Source organism: Nakamurella multipartita DSM 44233 (genome assembly GCF_000024365.1).
In the GTDB taxonomy this organism is placed as follows: Bacteria; Actinomycetota; Actinomycetes; order Mycobacteriales; family Nakamurellaceae; genus Nakamurella; species Nakamurella multipartita.
The window spans coordinates 442,918-467,152 of sequence record NC_013235.1 but is presented as its reverse complement, the minus strand read 5'-3'; the positions used below and the strand labels follow the sequence as shown (position 1 = coordinate 467,152).

The following is a 24,235-nucleotide window of genomic DNA, read 5'->3' as shown; positions in this document are numbered from 1 at the left end:
CGGTTTCTCCTTGGAAGGTAGGGGTTCTGTGGTGTCGGAGTGGCCGTCAGGCGAGCAGGCCGTGGTTGGTTTCCCGGACCGCTTGTCTGACGTCGTCGTCAACGAGGTCGGCGTTGATGTCGATCGCGGCGGCGGATCCCTCGCCGGCCGCGGTGATCACCTGAGCGCGGGGGTTGGTGACGTTGCCGGCCACCCACAACCCGGGGATGTTGGTGCGGCCGGTGGGCCCGGTGGTGACCCAGCCGTCCTGGTCGGTGTGGGCGGCGAGCCGGCCGAGCAGGGCATCGTGCGGTCGGAACCTGGGCGGCACGAACAGGGCGTCACACGGCACGGTGCGGCCGCCATCGGTGAGGAGGCCGGTGAGCCGGTCGCCATCGACCAACAGCCGGCTGACGGAATCGTCGACCACCTCGATATTCCGGGCGACCAGCTGCCCCCGGTCGGCTGCGGTGAGCGGCTCACCGGCAGTGACGTAGGCGACGTCGCCGCTCCATTGCCGGACGATCTGCGCGTAGCGGACCGCGCCCGGGATCCAGCCGAGGACGGCCAGCCGTTGGTCACGGACCTCGTAGCCGTGGCAGTAGGGGCAGTGCAGGACGTCGCGGCCCCACCGGTCGGCGAGCCCCGGGATGTCCGGGAGTTCGTCGCGCAGGCCGGTGGCCAGCAGCAGCCGCCGGGCGGAGACCCGGGAGCCGTCGGCCAGCAGAAGATGGAATCGGTCCGATCCGCAGGCGGTCACGTCGGTGACGGTGCCGGCCACCACCCGGCCCCCGTAACCGGTGACCTCCCGTCGGCCGGCAGCCAGGAGGTCGGCGGGGGGCAGCCCGTCCCGGGACAAGAACCCGTGCATGTGGCTGGCCGGTGCGTTGCGCGGCGCCCCGGAATCAACCACCAGGACCGTCCGCCGCGCCCGGGACAACACCAAGGCGGCCGACAACCCCGCCGCCCCACCGCCGATGACCACCACATCGAATTCGTCCATGCCGTTCAGCGTGGTCCGAGCATCCCCGAATCCACAATGATCGTTGCTGTTTCCGGGATCGACGGGGTGGGATGAGGAGCATGGACGACCGTGCGGCGATGATCGCGGCAGCGCTCGAGCAGGTCGGGCCGCGGTTGAAGCGGCTCCGCACGCAGCGGCAGGTCACCCTGACCGCCCTCGCCGCGGCCACCGGGATCTCCAAGAGCACGCTGTCCCGGCTGGAGACCGGGCAACGTAAGGCCAGTCTGGAACTGCTGCTCCCGCTGGCCATGGCCTACAACGTGCCGCTGGACGACCTGGTCGGCGGACCCGATATCGGTGACCCCCGGGTGCGGCTCAAGCCGAGGCGGGTGAAGGGCCGCACCGTCATTCCGCTGACCCAACAGCCGGGCAGCACCCAGGCCTGGAAGATCGTCATCCCCACGACGAAGTCGACCCCGGAACCCCGCAGCCACGAGGGGCACGAATGGCTGTACGTGCTTTCCGGACGGATGCGACTGGTCTTGGGCGACCGCGACCTGGTCCTGCAACCGGGTGAGGTCGTCGAGTTCGATACCAACATCCCGCACTGGTTCGGCAGCACCGGGCACGAGCCGGCCGAGGTGCTCAGCCTGTTCGGCCGTCACGGCGAGGAAATGCACACCCGAGTGACCGGTGACAGCAACCCGCCCTGACCGGAACCGCCACCCAGCCCCACCCACAGCACCTCCGGTCCACCTGTCGGTAGTTCCCAGCTATTGCCGTTTCGCCGGCAGATCCGGCGCAGTGGGTGTCGCGGCCGCCGATCTGTGAGGCACCCGGGCCCACCGTGACCGAGGCCGGCCACGATGGGCGGGGCGAGTCAGCGCACCGCACGTACCCGGCTCACTGCCAACGCCGACGCCAGCGCGCACGCACCCGCGAACGCGAACAGCGCCGAGTACTGGCCGCCGCTCACGGCGAGGATGGCCGGGGCAACCATGGGGGCAACGGAGTACGGCAGCGCGTTGGCGATGTTGAACACGCCCATGTCCTTGGCCGTTTCCGCGGCACTGGGCAGCACCTGGGTCACCAGCGCCAGGTCGACGGCCACGTACACACCGAGCCCGACACCACTGACAGCCACCCCGACGAGGAATGCTGAGAAGTCGCCGGCCAGGCCCACGATGAACATCGCGACGCCGTACACCACGGCGGCAGCCAGGACGAACACCCGGCGCCGGCCGCACCGATCCGACAGCTTCCCGCCGAGCAGCGACGCGACCACGACACCGGCCGAGGAGACCAGGGTCCCGACGAACACCTGATGAGGGACGCGCTCCTGGCTGCTGCCAAGGTGGGCGAGCAGGTAGTACACCTGGTAGCTGGTGAGGAACGCGAACGCCATCACGAACAGGAACCGGCTCAGGAACACCCAGGAGAAGTCGCGGTGGCGGCGCGGGGAGACGTAGAAGGTCCCGGCGAACTCCCGCCACGACCACCGCGGAAGTGTTCCGGCCGTGAGCCGGCGATCCGGCAGCACCGCTGCGAACAGCACGATGAACACGGCACCCACCGCGACCGGGCCCAGGAACATCGCCGCGGTGTTCGGCGAGAAGACGTTGACGAGATAGGTGCCGCACACGGACGCCACCGGTACGCAGACTCCGAGCACGCCGGAGACCATGCCCCGCTGCTCCGCCGGCACCTGGTCCGGCAACACCGCCACCTGCACCGCCAGCAGCGCGTTGAAGAACACCTGCGCCACACACCACCCGACCACCACCACGATGAGCGTCTGGGCGTACGCGATGGTGGCGATACCCACGGTCCCTCCAGCCAGGCCCAGCAGCATCCAGGGTCGTCGCATCCCGAACCGCGACGTGGTCCGGTCGCTGAGCTTGCCGAACAACGGGTTGGCGAACAGGGCCAGGAACGAGCCGGCCGCCAACGTCAACGCCAGCCGGCCCGGCGCCGCCTCCGCGCCGACCAGATCCCCGACCTTCAACGCCAACGTGACCAGCAACGGGGCAATGAGCATCAAGCAGCTGGCCATGAACGCCAGCGCGTACAGCGCGATGACTCCGGCACCGACTCGCCCTGACGCCTGCCCTGACGTGTTGGTCTCGGCAGGAAGACGGGGTTCCGCGGGGCCGCGTCGCATGACCTGAGCGTCCGCCCGCCTCCGCATGGTTGTGTCAGGTTTGAGTGGCCCCGCCGGAGCAGGGAATCGCAGGTTTGAGTGGCCCCACCTGCGACTCTCCGGGCAGGTTCTGTCAGGTTTGGGTGGCCCCACCTGATCGTCGTCGGAGGCGACGACGTCAGGAGGAGACGTGAGGTCCAAGGTCATGCTGTTCGAACAGATCCGGCGGGATTCCCGGGTGGAGGGCTTGTCGGTGCGGGCGTTGGCCAAGCGCCACCATGTGCACCGTCGAACGGTGCGGCAAGCGTTGGCGTCGGCGGCGCCGCCGGAGCCGGCCCGGCGCAGGTGGCAGTCCCGCAAGATCGACCCGTTCGTGACCGCGATCGACGCAATGTTGCGGTCGGATCTGACGGCCCCGCGCAAGCAGCGACACACCACGGTGCGGATCCTGGACCGGTTGGTCGAGGAGCATCAGGCGACCGGGTTGTCGTATTCGACGCTGCGGGCCTATGTCGCCCAGCGGCGGCGGGAGATCTGGGCTGAGGCGGGCCGGCCGTTGGCGGAGGTGTTCGTCCCGCAGACGCATCAGCCGGCCGCCGAGGGTGAGGTCGACTTCGCCGAACTGTGGGTGGATCTGCCCGCCGGTCGGACGAAGTGCTACCTGTTCACGATGTGGTTGTGCTTCTCGGGTCGGTCGGTGCATCGGGTGTTCCCGACTCAGTCGCAGGAGGCGTTCCTCGAGGGTCATATCGCCGCGTTCACCGAGCTGGGTGGTGTTCCAACGGTGCACGTGAAGTACGACAACCTCAAGTCCGCGGTCTCGGCCGTGCTGTTCGGCACCGACCGGCGGCGGACCGAGAACGAGCGGTGGGTGCTGTTCCGTTCGCACTACCAATTCGATGGGTTCTATTGCCTGCCCGGCGTCCACGGAGCCCACGAAAAGGGCGGTGTGGAGGGCGAAGGCGGCCGGTTCCGGCGCAACCATCTGGTCCCGGTGCCGAAGGTGAAATCGTTGGCCGAGCTGAATGTTCGGCTGGCCAAGGCGGACCGGGCCGATGACCACCGGCGGATCAACGGCCGGGTGCGCACCGTGGGCGAGATGTTCGCCATCGAGCAGCCCCTGCTCCGGCCGTTGCCGACCGAGGTGTTCGAACCGGGCCTGTCGTTGAACCCGCGGGTCGACCGGCACGCCCGGATCATGGTGCGTAACTGTCAGTATTCGGTGCCAGCCAAGTTCATCGGACGCCGGGTCCGGGTCCACCTCCGGGCGGGTGAGGTGATCGTGTTGGATGGCCGGACCGTCATCGCCACCCACGAGCGGTCGGGCCGTAAGGGCGCCCAGGTGTTGGACCTGGATCACTACCTGGAGGTGCTCAAGTACAAACCCGGCGCCCTGCCCGGGGGGCGTGTCAGATGGTCTGTGTAGGAACCGCGATCGGATGCTGAGGCGGGTGCCTCGCGAAGGAGCAGATCATGACCATGACCGAGCAGTCCTCATCGGTGCCGTCGTCGCCGGTCGATGATGAGGTGCCGGGTCCGGCCCGGTCGACTGGTCGGCAGCTGCGGGAGTTGCTGGCCGACGACGTGTGGCTGGATGAGTTGATCGACCGCGCCGAGGCCGGCGGGGTCAGGTTGACCGGCGAGGGCGGGTTCTTGCCGGAGATGATCAAGGCTGTGCTCGAACGAGGCCTGGCCGCGGAATTGACCGGGCACCTGGGCTACGAAGCGGGCGACCCGGCTGGTCGGGGCTCGCCGAACAGTCGGAACGGGCACACCCCGAAAACGCTCTCGACCGAGGTCGGTCCGGTTCCGTTGAGCGTGCCGCGGGACCGCAAGTCGACGTTCGAGCCGCGGCTGGTGCCCAAGGGCCAACGCCGCCTGGGCGGGTTGGACGAGCAGATCATCAGCCTCTACGCCGGCGGCATGACCGTCCGCGATATCCAGGCCCATCTGGCCCGGACACTGGGCACCGAGCTGTCCCACGACACGATCAGCAAGATCACCGACGCGGTCCTGGAAGAGGTCAAGGCCTGGCAGTCCCGGCCGTTGGAAGAGCTCTACCCGATCATGTACCTGGACGCGATCGTGGTGAAGGTCCGCGACGGGCACCAGGTTCGGAACAAGAGCGCGTACATCGCCGTCGGCGTCGATATGGCCGGGATCAAGCACGTGCTGGGGATCTGGGTGCAGTCCACCGAGGGCGCCAAGTTCTGGGCCGGGGTCTGCGCCGAGCTGGCCAACCGGGGCGTCAAGGACGTGCTGATCGTGTGTTGCGACGGGCTGACCGGGCTACCCGAGGCGATCGAGGCGACCTGGCCGCGGACGACCGTCCAAACGTGTGTGGTCCACCTGATCCGGGCCTCGATGCGGTTCGTGTCCTACACCGACCGGCGGGCTGTCGTGGCCCAGCTCAAGACGATCTACACCGCCCCGACCGTGGACGCCGCCGAGACGGCGCTGTTGACGTTCGCCGAGACCGATCTGGCCCGCCGCTACCCGGCCTGCCTGCGGACCTGGCAGGACGCCTGGGACCGGTTCATCCCGTTCCTGGCGTTCCCATGGCCGGTCCGCAAGATCATCTACACCACGAACGCGATCGAGTCGTTGAACTACCAGCTCCGCAAGATCATCAAGAACCGCGGGCACTTCCCCAACGACGACGCAGTGGTCAAGCTGCTGTGGCTGGCCATCCGCGATATCGAGGACAAACGCGCCCGGGACCGGGCCGCGGAGAAGGGCAAACGAGTCGGACGCACCGCCGAGGGCCGGCTCGTCGAGGGCCAGGTCACCACCGGTTGGAAACCCGCGCTCGGTGCACTGGCCATCCAATACCCCGACCGCATCACCCCCAGGATCAGCTGACCAACCCCAACCCAAGATCAACATCGCGACTTACACAGAAAACTTGACAGCCTCTGCCCGGGGCGACCGCCCTGGTCCAGGCTCGCGCCTGCGGGGCGTTCACCAGTGCGCACGAGGCGTTCTGGGCGGCGGCCCGCAAGGCTCACGGCGACGCCGCCGGCACCCGGGAACTGATCGACGTGCTGCTGCTGCATCGGCACATGCCGGCGGTCGACGTCGTCGCCGGGTTGACCGCCGCCCTGCGAGTCGGCGCGACCCAGGCCGATGTGGTGGCCGTGGAAGCCCGCAAACAGCAGCGTGGGGCCACGCAACCCGAGCATCCCGTCGGTCAGGACGACAGTGCCGGGCAGCGGGTGGTCAGTCTGACCGAGCGGCGGCTGTCCGACCCGACCGCGGTGATCGCCGGGCTGCCGCCGGATTCCCGGCCGTTGCCGTCGGTCGACCGTTACGACGAGCTGCTCACCCGCCGCAAGACCGCGCCGCCGGCGGCGGACCTGTCGAAAGGCAACGTGTCATGACCGCACCGATTCGCCGCCGCCGCGGCCTGACCGAGCAGGCCGCGTCCGCGGCGATCGACACGGCCTGCCGGCAACTACGCCTGCCGACCGTCCGCGGGCTGGTCACCGACATGGTCACCGTCGCGGAGAAGGAACAACTCACCTACCAGGGATTCCTCGCCGAGCTACTCCTGGCCGAATGCGACGACCGGGCCCGTCGCCGCTCTGTCCGCCGGGTCAAGGCGGCCGGCTTTCCACGAGAGAAGTGGCTGGCCGATTTCGACTTCGACGCGAACCCGAACATCAACTCGGCGACCATCCACACCCTGGCCGGATGCGGCTGGATCCGCGCCGGGCAACCGTTATGCCTGATCGGAGACTCCGGCACCGGCAAGTCGCATCTGCTGATCGGGTTGGGCACCGCCGCCGCGGAGAACGGGTTCCGGGTGAAATACACCCTGGCCACCAAGCTGGTGAACGAACTCGTGGAGGCCGCCGACGACAAGATCCTGGCCAAGACCATTGCCCGATACGGACGGGTTGATCTTCTCTGCATCGATGAACTCGGCTATATGGAACTCGACAAACGCGGCGCGGAGCTACTTTTCCAGGTTCTCACCGAACGGGAAGAGAAGAACTCCGTGGCCATCGCCTCCAACGATTCCTTCTCCGGCTGGACAAAAACGTTCACCGACGCCCGCCTCTGCGCCGCGATCGTCGACCGGCTCACCTTCGGCGGGAACATCATCGAGACCGGAACCGACTCCTACCGGCTGGCCCGGACCAAGGCCCAACAAGCCGCCAGCTAAGACCCATCAACGTCAAGCTCCAGGCGGGGATCCGCTAAACCAACCTCGCCCACGGGTGGAGCCAACCAAACCTGACATGGTGGGGCCAACCAACGTTGACAAACCCATCCGCAACCCCCACAAGGACCGGTCAGGTGAATCGTCGCTTGACGTGATGCCTCTACACCAGCCAGCGGAAGTGTGGGACTCTGACGCCGACCCGGACGGGACAAGTCCGCGCCGGGCGGCCTTCCAGGGGTTGGTTCGCCAGCTCGGCGTCAGGTGGAGTCGGCGATGCGCAGCCCGATACTGCACACGAAGCTGTACGCGGCCCGGGTACGCGGCCGGACCGTGCCGCGCCCCCGGCTCACCGAGCACCTGACGGACTTTCTGAGCGGCGGCCGGCTACTCCTCATCTCCGCCCCCGCCGGGTTCGGAAAGACCACGACCCTGGCGCAGTGGGTCCAGACGCTCTCGGCCGACGCCGCCACCGGCGACAGGACTGGCACCGGACCCGCGCCCGGCCAAGACACCGGCAGCCGTGGGCCGGGTGACCCGGCCGTCGCCCAGACCACCAACCCGCCCGCGGTCGTCGCGTGGCTCTCGCTTGACCCCGCGGACAACGAGCCGGGCAGGTTCTGCGCCTACGTGCTCACCGCGTTCCAGCACGCGTCCCCCGGCTTGGGTGCCGACCAACTGCACCGACTGGAACAGCAGGCCCCCGCGACCACCGCGGCCGACGCGACACCCATGATCGCCGAGCTGCTCAACGACATCGCGGACCTGCCCCACGACGTCGTGCTGGTCCTGGAGGACTACCACCTCGTCGAGTCCCCCGACGTGCACGACCAGCTCGCCTACCTGCTCGAGCATGCCCCGCCGCAGCTCCATGTCGCCGTCAGCACGCGCGTCGACCCGCCGCTGCCGCTGGCACGTATGCGGGTCCGCGGTGAGCTGACCGAGATCCGCGCCGCCGACCTGCGTTTCACCGCAGCCGAAGCCGACACCTACCTCAACGGCCTCATGCAGCTTGGCCTGACCCAACCACAGGTCACCGCGCTCGGCTCGCGCGCCGAAGGATGGATTGCCGCCCTGCAGCTCGCCGCCCTGTCGATGCAAGGCCGCGACGACGTCGCCGCCTTCATCGCTGACTTCACCGGCGACGACCGTTACATCGTCGACTACCTCGCCGAAGAGGTCCTCGCCCGCCAGCCCGAGCAGACTCGACGGTTCCTGCTGCACACCGCCGTCCTGGACCGGCTCACCGGTGCGCTGTGTGACGCACTCACCGGCCGCGACGACGGCCGACGCACCCTCGAGCAGCTCGAACGCGCCAACATGTTCCTCGTCGCCCTGGACAACCAGCGGCGCTGGTACCGCTACCACCATCTGTTCGCCGACGTTCTCCGTGCTCGCCTGCTGGACCAGCAACCGACCCTCATCCCCCAGCTGCACCTGGCCGCCAGCCGCTGGTACGCCGATGATCAGCAGCCCGAGGACGCCATCCGGCATGCCCTCGCCGGCAGCCACATGGACCTCGCCGCAGACCTCATCGAACAGGCCATCGAGCAATCGCTGCGGGAACGGACCGAGGCCACCATGCGCGGCTGGCTCAAGCAGCTGCCCCCGGACGTGGTTGCCGCGCGCCCAGCCCTGGGCATCGCCCTGGCCGGGGCAACACTGGCCACCGGTGAGACCGCCGGCGTGGCGCAGCTGCTCAACCAGGCCGAACAGCGACTGAACGCACCCGGCGACGCCCACGCAGACACCACCGGACGGCTACCCGGCTGGGTCGAGGTCTACCGCTCCGGCCTGGCGCAAGCCCAGCATGACACCCGCGGCACCCTCACCCACGCCCGCCTGGCACTGCAACGACTCGACGCCGGGGACAGCACCGGTCGGGCCGCCGCCTCCGCACTGGTCGGGCTCGCCTCCTGGGCCACCGGCAACCTGCAGGGCGCCCACGAGGCCTATACCGCCGCCCAGAGCGCGTTCAAAGCGACCGGTTACCTCACCGACGTCCTGGGCTGCGCAGTCGTTCTGGCCGACATCCGCAAGACCCAAGGCCGCCTGCAATCCGCCCTCGACACGCACCTGGAGGCTCTTCAATACGTCACCACCAAGCTGCATGCTGCCGAGCCCACGCAGACGCCGCCCAGGCAAGGACCAGCCGACACCGGCGCAGCGGAGCTGACCGGGCTGCGGGGCATCGTCGACACCTACATCGGCATCGCCGACATCCACCGCGAACGTGGAAACCCGACCGAAGCGACACGGCTGCTCAGACTGGCCGAGAGCGCAGGCGAGTCCGCCGGCCTGCCCCAAGCCCAGTACCGGCGACACGTCGTCCAGGCACAGATCGCACGCGCCGACGGCGACCTGGAAACCGCCGACCAGCTGCTCCAGAACGCCCAACGGCTCTACGTCGCCGACTTCCACCCCGACGTCATCCCCGTCGCCGCGACACGCGCTCGCCTCTGGGTGGCCCAGGGCAGACTCGACGGCGTCTTCGCGTGGGCCAGAGGCCGCGCATTGGCCCTGAGCGACGAACCGGCCTTCACCACGGAGTATGAACACCTCACCCTCGTCCGCGCCCACCTTGCTCACCTCAGCGCCGACCTCAGTGCCCACCTCCGTCACCACCACGCAGCCGATGGCCATCCCGCCGGAGACCCGAACCGCGCACCCGGCGTCGATCAGGTACTCGGCTTCCTCGACCGGCTACTGACCCATGCCGAAGCTGGGGGACGAACAGGCACCGTCATCGACGCCCTCATCCAGCGAGCCATCGCGCTGCGGCTCGCCGCAGGTAGCCGCGGCAACCGTCCCGGTCAGGGCACCGACGAGTCCCTGCGAACCTTCCACCGTGCCCTCGACCTGGCCGAGCCGCAGGGGTACGCCCGAACGTTCCTGGACGAGGGCTCGGTCGTCACGGACCTGCTGCGTGACGCGCTGCGGGCCGGTCTGAACAGCGAGTACGTCACCGCGCTCCTGAACCAGCAACCACACAGCACAACGCCCGACCTCACCGGCACCGTCGCCCCCACCGACGCCGGTCCGCAGACTGATAGGCGAATGGAGGTGGTCGTCGAACGACTCAGTCAGCGGGAGCTCGACGTCCTACGACTGCTCGCCACGGACCTGAGCGGTCCCGACATCGCTCGCCACCTCGTCGTGTCCCTCAACACGATCAGGACCCACACCAAGAATCTCTACGCCAAGCTTGGCGTCACCAACCGGCGCGCCGCAGTCCGCCGCGCGGAAGAACTCCACCTGCTGCAGGGAACGGTACCCCGCCGAGCCTGACCGAGTCCCGTTGAGCCGCAGTGGCTCCCGCTCGGTCCCGCGAATCCGCGTGGTGGGTCGAAGCGGCGCCGTTCCGGCCGGCGGTTCACCACCGAATTCACCACATGATGTGAAGTCAGCTCATCACATCCGCTTCTAGGTTCACGGCATCAACAAACGACCGTCAGGGCCAACCAAGCGCCCTCCATGGTCACCAAGCCGTCGTCCAAGGAGCCTCCGGTGAACACCCCGCCCGCCACCCGGCCGCCCGAAGGCAACTGGTACGAGATCCGCCTCCACGGGGTGCTGGAGCAACGGTGGGCCGCCTGGTTCGACGGCATGAACCTCACCGCCAACCAGGATGGCAGCAGCACCCTGCGCGGCCCGCTCATCGACCAAGCCGCGCTCCACGGCGTCCTCCAACGGCTCCGCGACCTCGGCATTCCGCTCATCGCCGTGACCGCGCTGCCACCCGCTGCCACACCTGCCCCCACCCAGCCCGCTCGCCCCGTCGACCCGGCTGGCCCGGCTCTCCCGCCGACTGAGCCGCCTGCACCTGCACACCCCGGCACCGACTAGACCCAGGAGACAAGCCATGTCCACGACCATCCGTCCCAGCCACGGCGCCGCCCGTCGTCCTGTGAAAGACCCGACTCGCCGGTACTCCCTGGCCGGCGGCCTGTTCTACATCGCGACCTTCGTGGCCTCCATCCCGGCCTGGGTGCTCATCCGTTCCTCGATCAACGACGACCTGAGCTTCATCCCCGGCCACGAGACCCAGCTGCTCTGGGCAGGAATCGGCGACTGGGTCACCGCCATGACCGGTGTGGGCGCCGCGGTCGCCCTCTACCCCGTCGTCAAACGGCAGAGCCAGGCATTGGCCATCGGGTACGTCACCACCCGACTCGTCGAGGCCGCCGTCATCATGGTGGGGGTCTGTTCCCTCCTGGCCGTCGTCACCCTGCAGGACCTCGTTGGTACCGCCGGCAGCGATCCCGCGGCCCTGACCGCCGTCGGCCAAGGCCTTGTCGCGGTCCGCGACTGGTCGTTCCTGTTCGGCCCCGGGTTCATGGCGACGTTCAACGCGCTCATGCTCGGCACCATCATGTACAGGTCCGGCCTCGTTCCCCGCGTCATCCCCGCAGTCGGGCTCATCGGCGCCCCACTGCTGTTCGCCGCGAACGTGGCCACGATGTTCGGCTACAACGAGCAGACCTCCACCGTCACCATGCTGGCTACCCTGCCCATCGCATTCTGGGAGCTCGGCGTCGGTTTCTACCTCACCGTCAAGGGCTTCCGCCCCTGTGCGGTGACCGCGGGCCTGACCACGGTCGACTGACCGGACCGCTCGCCCACCCCAGCCGCGTCCCCCGGCCGGCTCGACAACCGCCCGCGTCGCACCCCGAGTCGACCACCCGACCGCCGAAAGCACTAGGAGATCCATGATTACCGTCGAATCAGTCACCAAGCGTTACGGCAAGTACTCCGCCGTCAACGATGTCACCTTCACCGCCCACCCTGGGCGCGTCACCGGATTCCTGGGCCCGAATGGCGCCGGGAAGTCCACCACGATGCGCATCATCGTCGGCCTCACCCCGCCCACCCACGGCACCGCACACGTTCTGGGCCGCCGCTTCATCGACCTGCCCAGCCCCGGACTGGAAGTCGGCGTCCTGCTGGACGCGTCCGCCCAGCACGCCGGCCGCACCGGACGCGAAGTCCTCACCCTCGCCACCAAAATGATGGGCCTGCCCCCCCCCGGCGCGTCGAGGAGATGCTGGAGCTGGTCAGCCTCACCGACGACGAAGCCACCCGCCGCTTCCGCGACTACTCGCTCGGGATGCGGCAACGCCTCGGCATCGCCCACGCCCTCCTGGGCGAGCCCGAGGTCCTCATCCTCGATGAACCCGCCAACGGGCTCGACCCCGCCGGCATCCGCTGGATGCGTCAGCTGCTCCGCGGTTATGCCGACCGCGGCGCCACCGTCCTGCTCTCCTCTCACCTACTCCACGAGATCGAGGTCGTCGCCGATGACCTCGTCGTCATCGGAAACGGCCGGATCGTCGCCGACGGCAGCAAGGCACAGCTCCTCACCCGCGCCGGAACCCTCGTCCGCACCCGACACCCCGACCAGCTGACCGCCGCCCTTGCCAGCGCCGGCGTCACCTACACCGAGACCGGCGTCCCATCCACAGGCGACCAGCGCCCCGACCGTGGACCCGGCCGGACGCTGCGGGTCGAGGCCGACCCGGAACTGGTCGGACACATCGCCCACCGGGCCGACGTCGCCCTCATCGAACTCCGCGACGCCGAAGGCGCCGGTCTGGAGGAAATGTTCCTGCAGCTCACCGCCGACACCCAACGCGAACACCACCGCCCATCCCGTCCCGGCGCGCACACCGGTGCGACCGACTCCCAGGAAGGCGCAGCCGCATGAGCACCAGCCCCGTCACCAGTCACACCCAGCCGTGGGAACGGCCGGCCCGGCCCCCGAACCGACCACGGCTGGACATCGAGCCGGTGACTCACACACCCCGCCGTATCCCGCTGCGCCGGGTGGTCACCGTCGAGCTGCGCAAGTCATTCGATACCCGCGCCGGCCTCTGGCTGCTCGCCAGCATCGGCATCGCCGCCGTGCTCACCACCGGCGCCGTCATCGCCTGGGCACCGCAGACCGAGTTCACCTACAGCCGCTTCACCCTGGCCATCGGTGTCCCCATGACGGTCATCCTGCCCATCATCGCGGTCCTGTCGGTCACGGCCGAGTGGAGCCAACGCACCGGCCTGACGACGTTCACCCTGCTCCCGCACCGCGGCCGCGTTCTCCTCGCCAAAGGCATCGGCGCCGTCCTCGTCGCCGTCGCTGCCACCGGCGTCGCGTTCACCGCCGGCGCCCTGGGCACCATCGTGGGCGCCGCGATGGCCGGCATCGACACCGTCTGGGACCAGAACCTCATCGACGTCGTCTACTTCGCCCTGGGCAACATCCTGCTGATCCTGGTCGGTTTCACCCTCGGAGCGCTCCTCCGCAACAGCCCCGGCGCCATCGTCGCCTACATGGTCTACGCGTTCGTCGTCCCCGGCCTGCTGGCGTTCCTCGCCTTCAACCAGGCCTGGTTCCGGGACGCCCGCGGCTGGCTGGACCCCAAGTACAACCAGGACCTGCTGCTGCAAGCCGGCGACCTCACCGGCGAGCAGTGGACCCAACTCGCCACCACCACCGCCGTGTGGCTCGCCCTGCCCCTCACCGTCGCCGTCCTGAACCTGCTTCGCGCCGAGGTGAAATAGCCATGCCCCGAACCCACCCCAGCTCCGCCGCGCGCGCCGCCCTTCCGGCTCCCACCCCGTCGGCCACTTCGCGGGTGGTCACCCAGGACCGATACGGCCCGCCCGATGTCCTGGCCGTCGTCGACCGGACCGTCCCCGTTCCCGGCGAAGGGGAAGTCCTCGTCGGGGTGCACGCCGCGTCGATCAACGCCCGCGACTGGCACATCATGCGCGGCGAGCCCCGAGTGGCCCGGTTCCTCGACGCCGGCACCTTCTCTCCGCGCCGCCCGAAGATGCCGGTCCGCGGCACCGATTTCGCCGGCACCATCCAGGCCATCGGACCAGGCGTCACCGGCTGGCGATCGGGCGACCCGGTCTTCGGCGAAGCGGCCGGCACGCTCGCCGACCACGTCATCGCCGACGTCCAGCACCTCGCCCGCATCCCCGACGGTGTCACGTTCGAGCAGGCCGCGGCGACACCGTTGGCGGGCGTCACCGCCCTGACCTGCCTGGCCGCTGCCCACCCCAAGCCCGGGCAGCGCATCCTGGTCAACGGAGCATCCGGCGGGGTCGGCACCTTCGCCATCCAACTCGCCAAAGCCCAAGGACTGCACGTCACCGCCGTCTGCAGTACCCGCAACCTGCAGCAAGCAGAGGACCTCGGTGCCGTCGACACCATCGACTACACCGTCCACGACTTCACCCGCGACGGCCGCCGCTACGACATCGTCATCGACCTCGTCGGCAACCGTCGTCTGCGCGACCTCGGCCGGGCCCTGGCACCGGGCGGCACGCTGGTCATGTCCGGCGGCGGCGTCCCCGGCACCGGACGCATCATCGGGCCCCTCGGTCTGCTGATCCGCGCCCAGCTGTGGTCCAAGTTCACCCGAACTCGCCTGGTCGCGCCCCTCGGCGTACCCGACACCGGCAACCTGACCGAGCTCAGCCGGGCCCTCGCCGACGGCGACATCCGCCCCGTCGTCGAAAGCGTGTACCCGCTCCATGACGCCGCCTCGGCGGTCAGACACATGGAGATCCGGCACGCCACCGGAAAGGTCGTCGTGACCACCACAGGGTGAGTCACCACGCCGAAATCGTGATCCGGAGCTGACGTCTCATCGTTCCATGGTGATGGCGACCTTGCCCCGGACATGTCCGGCCTGAAGCTGCCGTACGGCGTGCGGTGCGTCCTCGAGCGGATAGATGCGGTCGATGCTCGCGGCCAGCTGGCCCGCCTCGATCATCTCGGTGAGGCGGTCGTAGTCGCTGCCGCGCTCCTTGGTGACCAGCAGGGCGAGGCGCTGCTTGAGGAAGATGGAGAGCAGCGCGCCGCGCAGCTGCCTGCCCATGCCGGTCAGCGCGCCGGCGTCCTCACCGCCGACGAAGACGGCGGTTCCTCGGGGTCGGAGCGCCCGACGGAGCCGGTTGAGTGAGGGGTTGCCCGCGATGTCGAGGACGATGTCGTAGTGGCGGGAGCCATCTGCGAAGTCGTCGCGGGTGTAGTCGATGACGTGGTCCGCTCCGAGCGACGCGACCAGGTCCGCCTTCGGGGCGCTGCAGACGCCGGTGACCTCGGCCCCGAGGGCCTTCGCGATCTGAACGGCGTAGCTTCCGACGCCACCGGAGGCACCGACCACGAGGACGGACTGGCCGGCCTGGACGCGGCCGACGTCGACGAGTGCCCGCAGCGCCGTGGCGGCCGAGACCGGGACAACGGCCGCTTGGGTGAACGTGAGACTGGCCGGCTTGCGGGCGAGCCGGGACTCGGGGGCGGCGACGTACTCGGCGAACGACCCCGGAGCGACCCCGTAGACCTCGTCCCCGACGGCGAACCGTGTGACGGCCGCGCCGATCTCGACGACGGTACCGGCGACGTCCCGGCCGGGAACGGGGTTCCTGGGGCGGCGCAGGCCCGTCGCGAGCCGCACGGCGTACGGCTTGCCCATCATGAGGTGTTCTGTGCCGCGATCCAGTCCGGCCGCGCGGACCTCGACGAGCACGTCGTGGTCGCCGATCACCGGACGGGGCACGCTGCCGAGCCGAAGGACCTCGGCTGTCCCGTAGCGATCTTGCAGGACTGCGCGCATCGTGCGGTCGGTCAGGGTGGTCATCACATGTCTCCTTGGTTTCGTGGGTTGGTCTCTAGACGGGGGGCAGAGGGTTGTACTGGATGTCGCGGCGGATCTCCCGAGCACGTTCGACGTCGGTGAGCCGGGCCACCAGGTGCAGCGCCATGTCGATGCCGGCGCTGACCCCGGCGCTGGTAATGAGGTCGCCGTCGTCGACGAATCGCGAGCTGACGTCGGTGATGACCGTCGGGTCCATCTCGGAGAGCAGGTTGAGCCAGGCCCAGTGCGTGGTCGCCCTGCGGCGCACCAGCAACCCGGCGGCCGCGTAGACCAGGCTGCCGGTGCAGACCGATGTCATCAGGGGAACCGTGGCGCGCTGCCGGCGGACCCAGTCGAGGTGGCCACGGTTGCGCAGCATCGGTCTGGTGCCCGGGCCACCGGGGTGAACCAGGATGTCCATGACCGGCGCGTCGTCGATCGAGTGGTGCGCGCCGATGACCAGGGTCTTGGCGCTGCGGACGGGGCGGCCGTCCGAGGAAAGGCAGAAGGCGTCCCAGCCGTCGTCGGGGTGTTGTTGGGTCCAGGTGGACAGCACCTCCCAGGGGCCGACGGCGTCCAGCTCTTCGACGCCGTCGAACAGCAGGATCCCGATCTGGCGCCGCCGCCGGTCGCCAGGTGTCGGGTCGCGGGGCACCGAGTCGTCTGCCACGTGGTCTCGGGTGTCGTTCATGGGGTGAAGCCTGACGCCATGCGGCCCTGATCGCCCCGGTCAAAGAGCCGGGTTCGACCTCGGCCTGCCCCGCGTTGGTGCGCTACTTTCGTCGCGTGCTGGTCGGTCGCGAGCCGGAGCGGCAGCTCCTGGGAGCGCTCGTAGAGGGGGCGCGACGCGGGTTGGCGGGGACGCTGGTCGTCCGCGGCGAGCCCGGCGTCGGCAAGTCCGCGCTGCTCGAGGAACTCGTGGCGGGTGCCGACGCCACCGTTCTGCGCACCCAGGGTGTGGCGGTCGAGGCGCCGCTGGTGTTCGCGGCGCTTCACCGCCTGCTGCGCCCGCTGGCCAGACTGCACGCCCGACTGCCCGAACCCCAGGCGCGAGCGTTGCGGATTGTGTTCGGTGAGGAGGCGGGGGGTTCGGTCGAACCGTTCCTGGTGGGAGTGGCGACCCTGTCGTTGCTGACCTCTGCGGCCGAGGAGAACTTGGTGCTCTGCGTCGTCGACGACGCACACTGGCTGGACCCGGCCACGGCTGGTGCGCTGTTGTTCTGCGCCCGTCGGCTCGGCGCCGACCGGGTCGCGATGGTCTTCGCCGCGCGGGATGGCGCGTGGGGGAGCTTCGACGCACATGGGCTGCCGGAGACGGTCCTGGCCGGCCTCGACCCGGTCGACTCACGGACGCTGCTCCAGGAGCGCCTGGGCAGCGCGACCGCCGCCGACGTGCTGGACCGCCTCGTCGCCGAGACCCGCGGCAACCCCCTGGCCCTGATGGAGCTTCCCGGCGAGCTGACACCGGGCCAGCTCAGCGGGTCCGCGCCTCTTCCCTCCCAGCTACACCTGACGGCCCAGGTCGAGCAGGTCTTCCTCGACCGCAGCAGACGGCTGCCGGCCGCCGTCCAGACGATGCTGCTACTGGCCGCCGCGGACGACACCGGCGAGCTTGAGATGGTGCGGCAGGCCGCGACAGCGCTGGGCCTGGATGAAGCCGACCTTCAGGCGGCATTGGGCTCAGGGCTCCTCGTCGGCGGCAGCACGTCGATCGCGGTGCGGCACCCGCTGGTGCGTTCGGCGATCTATCAAGCCGCAACCGGGGCGCAGCGGCGGGAGGTCCACCGGGTCCTCGCAGTGGCGCTGTCCGGACGGGGTGATCCGGACCGGAAGGCCTGGCACCTGGCTTCCGCGGCACAGGGACCGGACCGGGAGGTGGTGGGCGCCCTACAGGCGGTGGGCGCACGGGCACAGCGACGCGGCGGCCATGCCGCCGCACTGGCGGCGTACGAACGCGCGGCGGCCCTGTGCGACGACCGTGCCCGACGCGCCGAGCTCACCTTCGCGGCAGCGCGCAGCGCCTGGGCGTGCGGTCGAGCGGGACCCGCCCAGACGTTGCTGACCGCGGCGCGCGAGGGTGCCGACGACCCGCTGCTCCTCGGCGACATCGCGCGCCTGCGCGGACACATCGAGGTCAACCTGGGGTCGGCTGCCGAGGCTCATCGGATCTTCGTGGAGGCCGCCCAGCAGGTGTACCCACTCGACGCGGCCAGGGCCTTGGACATCGGCGTCGCGGCCGCCGTCATGCGCACCTTCGGCGCCGACAGCGGTACCCCGCTGGCCGCGACCCACGCGCTGGTCGCCCCGGTCGGCGGCGACCCACCACGGACGCGGTGCCTGCGACTCCTGCTCGCCGCGATGACATCGGTGTCCGAGGGCGACTGGTCCGCCGCCACGGTTGCCCTCGACCTCGCACTGGAGGTCGGGGAGCAGGTCGACGACCGCGACCTGCTGTGGAACCTCGGCAACGCGGCCCTCCAGCTGGGGGACGACCAGGCACAGCAGCGCTTCTACGGTTACGCCCTCTCCCGAGCGCGCGAGGCAGGCGCGGTGACAGCGATCGTCTACTGCCTGCAGCGGCTCTGCTTCGGCTACTACCTGGCCGGCGACCTCGTCGCCGTCCGCAGCAGCGCGGAGGAGGCCCTCTCGCTCGGCTCGAGCATCGGCCAGCCGGCGATGACCGCCCCTCCCGTCGCCTGGTTGACGCTGCTTGCGGCCCTGCAGGACCGGGACGACTACGACGAGCAGCTCGCCCGTTTAGGGGAGCTTGTCGCCGCGCATCCGTTGGGCATCCTCTCCGACCCCGTCCACGACCTGACCCGCTGGGCCAAGGGACTTCGCGCGGCCGGTTCCGGGGACGGCTTCGGTGCCGTGCACCACCTCGCCCGCTTCCGGATGCCGGTGCTGGCACGGATGGCCGCCCCGGAGCGGATCGAGGCAGCTGCGCGCGCCGGGGATGCGGCAGCCGCCACCGGCTGGACCGAGGAGCTCGCCCGATTCGCCGACGCCACCAGGCGACCCTGGGCGCTCGCCACGGTGGCCTTCGGGCGCGCACTCCTCGCGGGCCAGGCCGACGCCGAGGCGTTGTTCCACGAATCGTTGACGCATCACAAGCGGGCGGAACGACCGCTCGCCGCAGCGCGAGCCCAGCTGGCCTACGGGGAATGGCTGCGCCGCAGCCAACGCCGCGTCGACGCCCGGAAGCACCTGCGCGAGGCGGTCGAGACCTTCCAGGACCTGCGCGCCGAGCCTCTGATCGCACGAGCCAGCCAAGAGCTACGCGCCTCCGGCGAAACCGCCCGCAAGCGCGATCCGACCACGCTCGTCACGCTCACGCCGACGGAGCTGCAGATCGCCCGACTGGTGAGTTCGGGCCTTTCCAACAAGGACGTCGCCGCCCAGTGCTGGGTCTCGCCCAGGACGGTCGCCTTCCACCTGCGCAACGTCTTCGCCAAGGCCGGCGTCACCTCTCGCGGCGAGCTGGCCCGACTCGACCTGGGCTGACCGGTATCCCGGCCATCTGACCGGGGTGAGCGACCGGTATCGAGTCAACGCTCGGACGCAGTGCACCAGCACATCCCTGGCACCACTGCGAAAGCGAGACCGCGATGACCGTACCCGCACCCACCACCCGCACGACGCCCGTGAACGACGATCGACGCCCGGGCTGCTGGGCCCTCACCCGCGTCGTCCTCGCATCCCTGGCGATCGGGGCGACCATCGCTCTGGTGCTGACCATGGCGGTCTTCCCGGGTGCCGCCGAGGGGGTCGTCACCGGCTCCCTGCTGTTCGGCTTCGGCCTCGGCTGGGCCGCGCTGGCCGTCATCTCCGAGCGGAAGACGAGCCAACCTCAGCGCTGGGCGCGAGTCCCGGCCGCCGCCATGATGGCAACCGGGGCCGGCCTGATGGTCTGCGCTCCCCAAGATGCCGCCCTCACGGCCCTCAACTGGGTGTGGCCGCCACTCATGCTCGCCCTCGTCGCCTGGATGTACGCCCGGTCCCGCCGCGCCATGCCCGGCCGGGCCCGGTGGCTGCTGACGCCGGTGTTCGTCGTCCTTACTCTCGCCTCCGTCGGCGCAGGAGTCCAGAACGTCACTTCCGTTGGGTTCGCCCAGGACCACCCCGCCCCCGGCCAGAGCTACTCCGTGGGCGACCACCGACTGCACATCCAGTGCCACGGGGCGGGAGGACCCACCGCGGTGCTGTTCAACGGCCTCGGCGAGTTCTCCGGCTCCTGGGCCCGGATCGACGACCAGGTCAGCGCGACCACAAGGGTGTGTGCCTACGACCGCGCCGGCCAGGGCTGGAGCGACGACGTCGACCGCCCCCAGGACGGTATCGCCGCCGCCGCAGACCTCCACGCCCTGCTGGCCGCCGCCGGCGAGCACGGTCCCTACGTCCTCGTCGGCCACTCCATCGGCGGCCCGTATGCCCTCACCTACGCCGCGCAGTACCCACAGGACGTGGCCGGCATGGTGCTCCTGGACAGCGCCAGCCCCAGGCAGTTCACCGAGATGCCCGCCTACCCCACGCAGTACGCGCTGATGAAGCGTGGGCTCGCCCTCCTGCCCACACTGGCCCGGATCGGGCTGGGACCGGCCAGCACCCCCACCTCGCACCTGCCCGGCGCGGACGCAGACACAGTCGACGCGATGGGCTCCACCGTCCGGGCCAAGCGCAACGGCCGGGACGAGCTCTCGATCATCCCCGACCTCTTCGAGCAGGCTCAGACGCTTACCACCCTCGGCGACCGCCCACTGGCCGTCGTCACGGCCTCCGAGAACCTGAGCACGGAGGGCTGGCCCGCAGAGCAAGACCGGCTCGCGACCCTCTCGAGCGACAGCATCCACAGCGTCGTCAACTCCTCCCACGCCGGCGTTGTGGAAGACGGGCCCGGCTCCGACGCCTCCGTGGCGGCCATCACCGCCGTCGTCCACGCCGTCGGCTCCGGTTCGCCGGTGACCACTGCCTGACCCCGGCACCCACTCGACCGACCAGAGGGAATCCGATGTCTCCCGCACCCGCCCGGCAGGTCTCCCACCGATCAGTCTGGAACGCACGCCCAGTCCCGGCCCCTGTCCGTTCCCGCCGACGCCGTCTCGTCGAAGGATTCACGTTCATCGCCGTGTGGGTCGGCCTCGGCTACCTGGTCCCCGGTAGCTCCGAGACCTACCTCTTGATGGGAATCCCGCTCACCGTCGCCTTCCAGCTGTTCGTGCGCCGCCGGCCCCTGCGCGAGCTGTGGGTTCGCCGCGGCGGTGCGCGTTCCGGGTTGAGCCGCCGCGACGTGGCCGTCACGGCACTGCTCGCGCTGGCCCCGGCCTACTGGGGCGTGAAGGCGGTCGGCGGCGGGAACCCATCGGTCATCGGCTGGTACGCGGCGGCGATCGTCGGCGCCGCCGCGGCGGCGTATGCCCTGCGCAGTGCCTCGGTGCGCGCCGTATTCCGGTCGGCGGCGCTGGCCACCACCCTCGGGGTCGTCGGCAACCTGGTCGTCGTCGGCGGGTTTCAGGTGGCCACCGGTACCTCGGTCGACCTCATGGCCTTGGTCGGGAGCGTGCTGAGGTGGACGGCGATTTACTTCCCGGCCACGTTCGTGATCGAGGAGGTCGCGTTCCGCGGAGCACTGGACTCCCACCTGCACCATCCCGGGGACGCCCGAGGCTGGCAGTCCGCCCTGCTCGTCTCCGTGCTGTGGGGGCTCTGGCACCTCCCCGTCGCCCACGGGATGCCGTTCCCGCTCCTCCTACTCTCCCTGGTCACCTGGCACTGCGCGATCGGCATCCCGCTGTCGCTGGCCTGGCGACGCAGCGGCAACCTCGCAGGTCCGGCCTTCGCACATTCGGCGATCGACGCGGTGCGCAACGGCCTGCTCGGGCTGTGAGCACGACAGCCAATTCGAGACCGATTTCGCTCTTGTGCTCATTCTTGGCGCCGGCGTGACCGGCAGGGGTTCCAGGCATCGTCGGGACATCGATGATCTTCGGACGGATGCTGCGGTGGCCGCGTCGACACAACCGTGCGGGGTCTGGTCTGGCCTACGCGGCGCGAGGGACTCGTAGCCGTCGGACCGGCCGCGGCGGTCTGGAAGAGTTGTGGATTGCTACATGAACGGTCAGAACAGCTCAGGTGGTGTGGACGACGCAGTATTCCCTCTTGCTGGTCCTCATGGCGCAGCGTCGGGCGCCGCAAGACAAGAGCCTGGGGTTGGGAAGCTGGCGCTCCGTGCTGTCCAGCGCTGCCAGCGCCGCCCGGGCGTTCGCGACGATCCGTTCCGTGGCACCGGTCAGGTCCGGCGACTGCTCCGGAAGCGGGTCGGGAAGGAACGCGATGTGCTGCCACGGCCCGCGGACCGGGTCGGTGCCGGAGACGAGGACTCGCCGGTCTTGCCGTCCCCGAACATTCCCACGTCCTCAAAAATTCTCACTCTGGACCATGATGAATGACATTGTCGGCCTCACTGTTGCCGACAAGTGCAACATCGCACGCTGGAGTGTTGGCCAACCCCGCCTTGGGTGCCAAAGCCCAGATCACAGGGGTGGCGTGAGCCGTTCGAGACGACCGACGAGCGCCACCATCGTGGCAGCCTGAGCCCGCAGATGCCGGGTCAGCTCGCGGATGACGTCGACGAGCCCGGCCCCCGCTGTCGCACCAGCCACCTCAATCTCATCGACCAGTTGGGGCAGCGTGTCAAGCTCCTCCACGAGGCACACCGCCCGGGTCACCGAGTCGACGATCGTCACCACAGGAAACGCGTCCATTGCACCCACTGCCGGATGCCCGTCGGCGGCCAAGCCTTCAATCTCCTCTGGCGGCTCCTCGACCATCACATCCGCGCCCTTCCGGTCGTGGCTCGGACCTTCAAGACCGGCACCCCGCCAAACGGGCCGCGGGCCGAGGCCTTGGGCGAACAAGTCCCACGGGCACTCATCCAGCGACTCGTCATGCAGCTCACCGCAGATCGAACATGCGCTCGCGACCCGCTGCCGTCGGCGACGCGGGTAGGTCTTGCCGTCCCTCCCACGAACCGGCGCCAGCTCCTCGGCATCATCTGCTCCCGCGGAATCGTCCGCGCCAAGCGCCCGGTGCACCGTTGCGGGATCGACGCCCAGGACCTTCGCGATCGCCCGCAACGACATCTGCGCCCGGGACAGCGACTGGACCACAGCACCTCGCTCTTCGCGGGGCACGGTCAGCCGCAGATCGCCCAGGCGGTCGTCGACGTACTGATCCCAGGTCTCGTAGCCCAGAGCGATGTGCGCGCGGCCCTGGTAGGCGATGGCGATGTACTCCCAGGCCCGTTCCATCATCGACCGAATCTGCATAGTGACCTGCTCGGCGCCGGCCGGCGACATCTCGAAGAACCCGGCCTCCGCGTCGACGTCGATACCCGACCCAGAGGCGGCGTCGGCCGGCCCGTCAACAGAGTGCAACGCCATCACGCCGCCCGCTTGCGTCCCGTACGAACTACCCGGCCCTGGACCGCCGCTCGGACTACTCGCATCAGCTCAGGGTTGGCTCGGACGCCGGCCGCCCCAAGGGCATCGATCTGCATCGCGACCCCGGTGGCCCGCGCCTCAGGCCGACAACCGGGTCCCGACCCCAGGGTCAGCAGGTCCAGCGCCGACCATGTCGCGGCAGGCACGCCCGTCCGGTGAGCGGCCATCGCCGACCGGCACCGGCGAGAGGTGCTCGCCGCGCCGGCCGCGGACGCCATCACCGCGTGCAACGGCGCAACCGGCCACGGCCAGCCCTCCATCGCCAGCACTGCAGCCAAGGTTCGCATCCAGTCCGGCGCCGCCGGCCGGCCCAACCCACCGGCGTCGACCGCCGGCGAGTCCTCGTCGAGCGCGCTGACCACGGACACGTCGGCCCGACGGACCGCACCGATCAGACCCCGCGTCGACGCCGACCCCATACACGTCTGCGCCGCGGCCGCCTCCGCCGCATACGCCCGGCGAACGGCGACCCGCAACAACCCGGGAGCGTCGGCGAACCGGCCCGCCCGGACCAGCCGGTCCATCTGTTCCCACACCTCGGACAGGCCTTCGTCGGTCAACCAGCCGGCCGTCCGGATCCAGTGCGTCGCCTCCCGCCGGCAGGCCGACCGCATGATGCCGACCGCCCGCCGGCCGGCGTCACCGCCCCAACTCTCGGCGGCGACCGCCGCCAGCAGCACGCTCAGGTCGTCGCCCGAACCAGCCGCGCCCCGTTCGTCCACCGCCGTCTGCGCACGATCAGCCGCGGACATCAGCGTCGCCCAGTGGCATACTCGAAGGGCCCGTGAGGTTCTCCGGAATCGCTCCCGAAGTGGCTGCGAACGCCTGGATCCGGAAGCCAACTTG

At 69.8% G+C, this 24,235-nt stretch carries 17 protein-coding genes and 4 pseudogenes; 15 read left to right on the top strand and 6 right to left on the bottom strand.

Annotated elements, in window-relative coordinates; genetic code table 11:
• Positions 1-46: 46 nt before the first annotated feature.
• The gene (locus tag NAMU_RS02140) at positions 47-982 is read right to left on the bottom strand and encodes an NAD(P)/FAD-dependent oxidoreductase (RefSeq protein ID WP_015745767.1); all 936 of its coding nucleotides are present in this window, start codon (positions 980-982) and stop codon (positions 47-49) included.
• An 80-nt stretch (positions 983-1,062) separates the two neighbouring features.
• On the opposite strand from NAMU_RS02140, the gene NAMU_RS02135 reads away from it, so the two are divergent.
• Positions 1,063-1,656 carry a helix-turn-helix domain-containing protein gene (locus NAMU_RS02135; RefSeq protein ID WP_015745766.1) on the top strand — a complete coding sequence of 198 codons (594 nt, stop codon included), beginning with the start codon at positions 1,063-1,065 and terminating at the stop codon, positions 1,654-1,656.
• Positions 1,657-1,823: 167 nt separating this feature from the next.
• On the opposite strand, the gene NAMU_RS02130 is transcribed toward NAMU_RS02135, so the two are convergent.
• Positions 1,824-2,996, bottom strand: coding sequence for an MFS transporter (locus tag NAMU_RS02130; RefSeq protein ID WP_217180723.1), 1,173 nt, complete (start codon positions 2,994-2,996; stop codon positions 1,824-1,826).
• A 277-nt stretch (positions 2,997-3,273) separates the two neighbouring features.
• On the opposite strand from NAMU_RS02130, the pseudogene istA reads away from it, so the two are divergent.
• The 11 genes and pseudogenes from istA to NAMU_RS02080 all read left to right on the top strand — a co-directional run.
• Positions 3,274-4,485: pseudogene (istA, locus tag NAMU_RS02125) on the top strand (IS21 family transposase); the annotation flags it as partial.
• 77 nt (positions 4,486-4,562) lie between these two features.
• Complete coding sequence (locus tag NAMU_RS02120) at positions 4,563-5,945, top strand: IS256 family transposase (RefSeq protein WP_407669224.1); 1,383 nt, start codon at positions 4,563-4,565, stop codon at positions 5,943-5,945.
• A 53-nt stretch (positions 5,946-5,998) separates the two neighbouring features.
• Positions 5,999-6,463 (top strand): annotated as a pseudogene (locus tag NAMU_RS02115) (IS21 family transposase); the annotation flags it as partial.
• Positions 6,460-7,251 carry an IS21-like element helper ATPase IstB gene (gene istB / locus NAMU_RS02110; RefSeq protein WP_015745763.1) on the top strand — a complete coding sequence of 264 codons (792 nt, stop codon included), beginning with the start codon at positions 6,460-6,462 and terminating at the stop codon, positions 7,249-7,251. The pseudogene NAMU_RS02115 and the gene istB, both read left to right, overlap by 4 nt.
• A gap of 261 nt (positions 7,252-7,512) precedes the next feature.
• Positions 7,513-10,536, top strand: coding sequence for a LuxR C-terminal-related transcriptional regulator (locus NAMU_RS02105; protein ID WP_052307753.1), 3,024 nt, complete (start codon positions 7,513-7,515; stop codon positions 10,534-10,536).
• A gap of 219 nt (positions 10,537-10,755) precedes the next feature.
• On the top strand, positions 10,756-11,094 hold the full coding sequence (locus tag NAMU_RS26905) for a hypothetical protein (RefSeq protein WP_015745761.1): 339 nt from the start codon (positions 10,756-10,758) through the stop codon (positions 11,092-11,094).
• Positions 11,095-11,110: 16 nt separating this feature from the next.
• Complete coding sequence (locus tag NAMU_RS02095) at positions 11,111-11,854, top strand: DUF4386 domain-containing protein (protein ID WP_015745760.1); 744 nt, start codon at positions 11,111-11,113, stop codon at positions 11,852-11,854.
• A 103-nt stretch (positions 11,855-11,957) separates the two neighbouring features.
• Positions 11,958-12,152 (top strand): annotated as a pseudogene (locus tag NAMU_RS31650) (ATP-binding cassette domain-containing protein); the annotation flags it as partial.
• A pseudogene (locus NAMU_RS02090) lies at positions 12,143-12,952 on the top strand (ATP-binding cassette domain-containing protein); the annotation flags it as partial. The pseudogenes NAMU_RS31650 and NAMU_RS02090, both read left to right, overlap by 10 nt.
• Positions 12,949-13,803 carry an ABC transporter permease subunit gene (locus NAMU_RS02085; RefSeq protein WP_015745759.1) on the top strand — a complete coding sequence of 285 codons (855 nt, stop codon included), beginning with the start codon at positions 12,949-12,951 and terminating at the stop codon, positions 13,801-13,803. The pseudogene NAMU_RS02090 and the gene NAMU_RS02085, both read left to right, overlap by 4 nt.
• A 2-nt stretch (positions 13,804-13,805) precedes the next feature.
• The gene (locus NAMU_RS02080; RefSeq protein ID WP_138179898.1) at positions 13,806-14,861 is read left to right on the top strand and encodes an NAD(P)-dependent alcohol dehydrogenase; all 1,056 of its coding nucleotides are present in this window, start codon (positions 13,806-13,808) and stop codon (positions 14,859-14,861) included.
• A gap of 36 nt (positions 14,862-14,897) precedes the next feature.
• On the opposite strand, the gene NAMU_RS02075 is transcribed toward NAMU_RS02080, so the two are convergent.
• Positions 14,898-15,869, bottom strand: a complete 972-nt coding sequence (locus NAMU_RS02075) for an NAD(P)-dependent alcohol dehydrogenase (protein WP_015745757.1) — start codon at positions 15,867-15,869, stop codon at positions 14,898-14,900.
• Between the two features lie 55 nt (positions 15,870-15,924).
• Positions 15,925-16,581: a DJ-1/PfpI family protein gene (locus NAMU_RS02070; RefSeq protein ID WP_015745756.1), complete on the bottom strand. Its 657-nt coding sequence runs from the start codon at positions 16,579-16,581 to the stop codon at positions 15,925-15,927.
• A 95-nt stretch (positions 16,582-16,676) separates the two neighbouring features.
• Between NAMU_RS02070 and NAMU_RS02065 the strand changes: the two genes are divergently transcribed.
• The 3 genes from NAMU_RS02065 to NAMU_RS02055 all read left to right on the top strand — a co-directional run bounded on the left by NAMU_RS02065 (position 16,677) and on the right by NAMU_RS02055 (position 21,774).
• Complete coding sequence (locus NAMU_RS02065) at positions 16,677-19,394, top strand: helix-turn-helix transcriptional regulator (RefSeq protein ID WP_041369665.1); 2,718 nt, start codon at positions 16,677-16,679, stop codon at positions 19,392-19,394.
• Positions 19,395-19,498: 104 nt separating this feature from the next.
• Positions 19,499-20,863: an alpha/beta fold hydrolase gene (locus tag NAMU_RS02060; RefSeq protein ID WP_015745754.1), complete on the top strand. Its 1,365-nt coding sequence runs from the start codon at positions 19,499-19,501 to the stop codon at positions 20,861-20,863.
• 152 nt (positions 20,864-21,015) lie between these two features.
• Positions 21,016-21,774: a CPBP family intramembrane glutamic endopeptidase gene (locus NAMU_RS02055; RefSeq protein ID WP_041368330.1), complete on the top strand. Its 759-nt coding sequence runs from the start codon at positions 21,016-21,018 to the stop codon at positions 21,772-21,774.
• A gap of 646 nt (positions 21,775-22,420) precedes the next feature.
• Here NAMU_RS02055 and NAMU_RS26900 read toward each other — a convergent pair.
• Positions 22,421-23,329, bottom strand: a complete 909-nt coding sequence (locus tag NAMU_RS26900; RefSeq protein WP_015745752.1) for a helix-turn-helix domain-containing protein — start codon at positions 23,327-23,329, stop codon at positions 22,421-22,423.
• Positions 23,329-24,141, bottom strand: a complete 813-nt coding sequence (locus tag NAMU_RS02045) for a hypothetical protein (RefSeq protein ID WP_015745751.1) — start codon at positions 24,139-24,141, stop codon at positions 23,329-23,331. The genes NAMU_RS26900 and NAMU_RS02045 overlap by 1 nt, the downstream gene beginning before the upstream one ends.
• Positions 24,142-24,235: the final 94 nt, after the last annotated feature.

Bases quoted from the DNA above. Each gene is read 5' to 3' on its own strand.
- NAMU_RS02060 (WP_015745754.1), top strand. From the start codon at position 19,499: ATGACCGTACCCGCACCCACCACCCGCACGACGCCCGTGAACGACGAT.
- NAMU_RS02120 (WP_407669224.1), top strand. From the start codon at position 4,563: ATGACCGAGCAGTCCTCATCGGTGCCGTCGTCGCCGGTCGATGATGAG.
- NAMU_RS02095 (WP_015745760.1), top strand. From the start codon at position 11,111: ATGTCCACGACCATCCGTCCCAGCCACGGCGCCGCCCGTCGTCCTGTG.
- NAMU_RS26900 (WP_015745752.1), bottom strand. From the start codon at position 23,329: ATGGCGTTGCACTCTGTTGACGGGCCGGCCGACGCCGCCTCTGGGTCG.
- istB (WP_015745763.1), top strand. From the start codon at position 6,460: ATGACCGCACCGATTCGCCGCCGCCGCGGCCTGACCGAGCAGGCCGCG.
- NAMU_RS02075 (WP_015745757.1), bottom strand. From the start codon at position 15,869: ATGCGCGCAGTCCTGCAAGATCGCTACGGGACAGCCGAGGTCCTTCGG.
- NAMU_RS02070 (WP_015745756.1), bottom strand. From the start codon at position 16,581: ATGAACGACACCCGAGACCACGTGGCAGACGACTCGGTGCCCCGCGAC.
- NAMU_RS02135 (WP_015745766.1), top strand. From the start codon at position 1,063: ATGGACGACCGTGCGGCGATGATCGCGGCAGCGCTCGAGCAGGTCGGG.
- NAMU_RS02130 (WP_217180723.1), bottom strand. From the start codon at position 2,996: ATGGCCAGCTGCTTGATGCTCATTGCCCCGTTGCTGGTCACGTTGGCG.
- NAMU_RS02080 (WP_138179898.1), top strand. From the start codon at position 13,806: ATGCCCCGAACCCACCCCAGCTCCGCCGCGCGCGCCGCCCTTCCGGCT.
- NAMU_RS02045 (WP_015745751.1), bottom strand. From the start codon at position 24,141: ATGTCCGCGGCTGATCGTGCGCAGACGGCGGTGGACGAACGGGGCGCG.
- NAMU_RS02140 (WP_015745767.1), bottom strand. From the start codon at position 982: ATGGACGAATTCGATGTGGTGGTCATCGGCGGTGGGGCGGCGGGGTTG.
- NAMU_RS02085 (WP_015745759.1), top strand. From the start codon at position 12,949: ATGAGCACCAGCCCCGTCACCAGTCACACCCAGCCGTGGGAACGGCCG.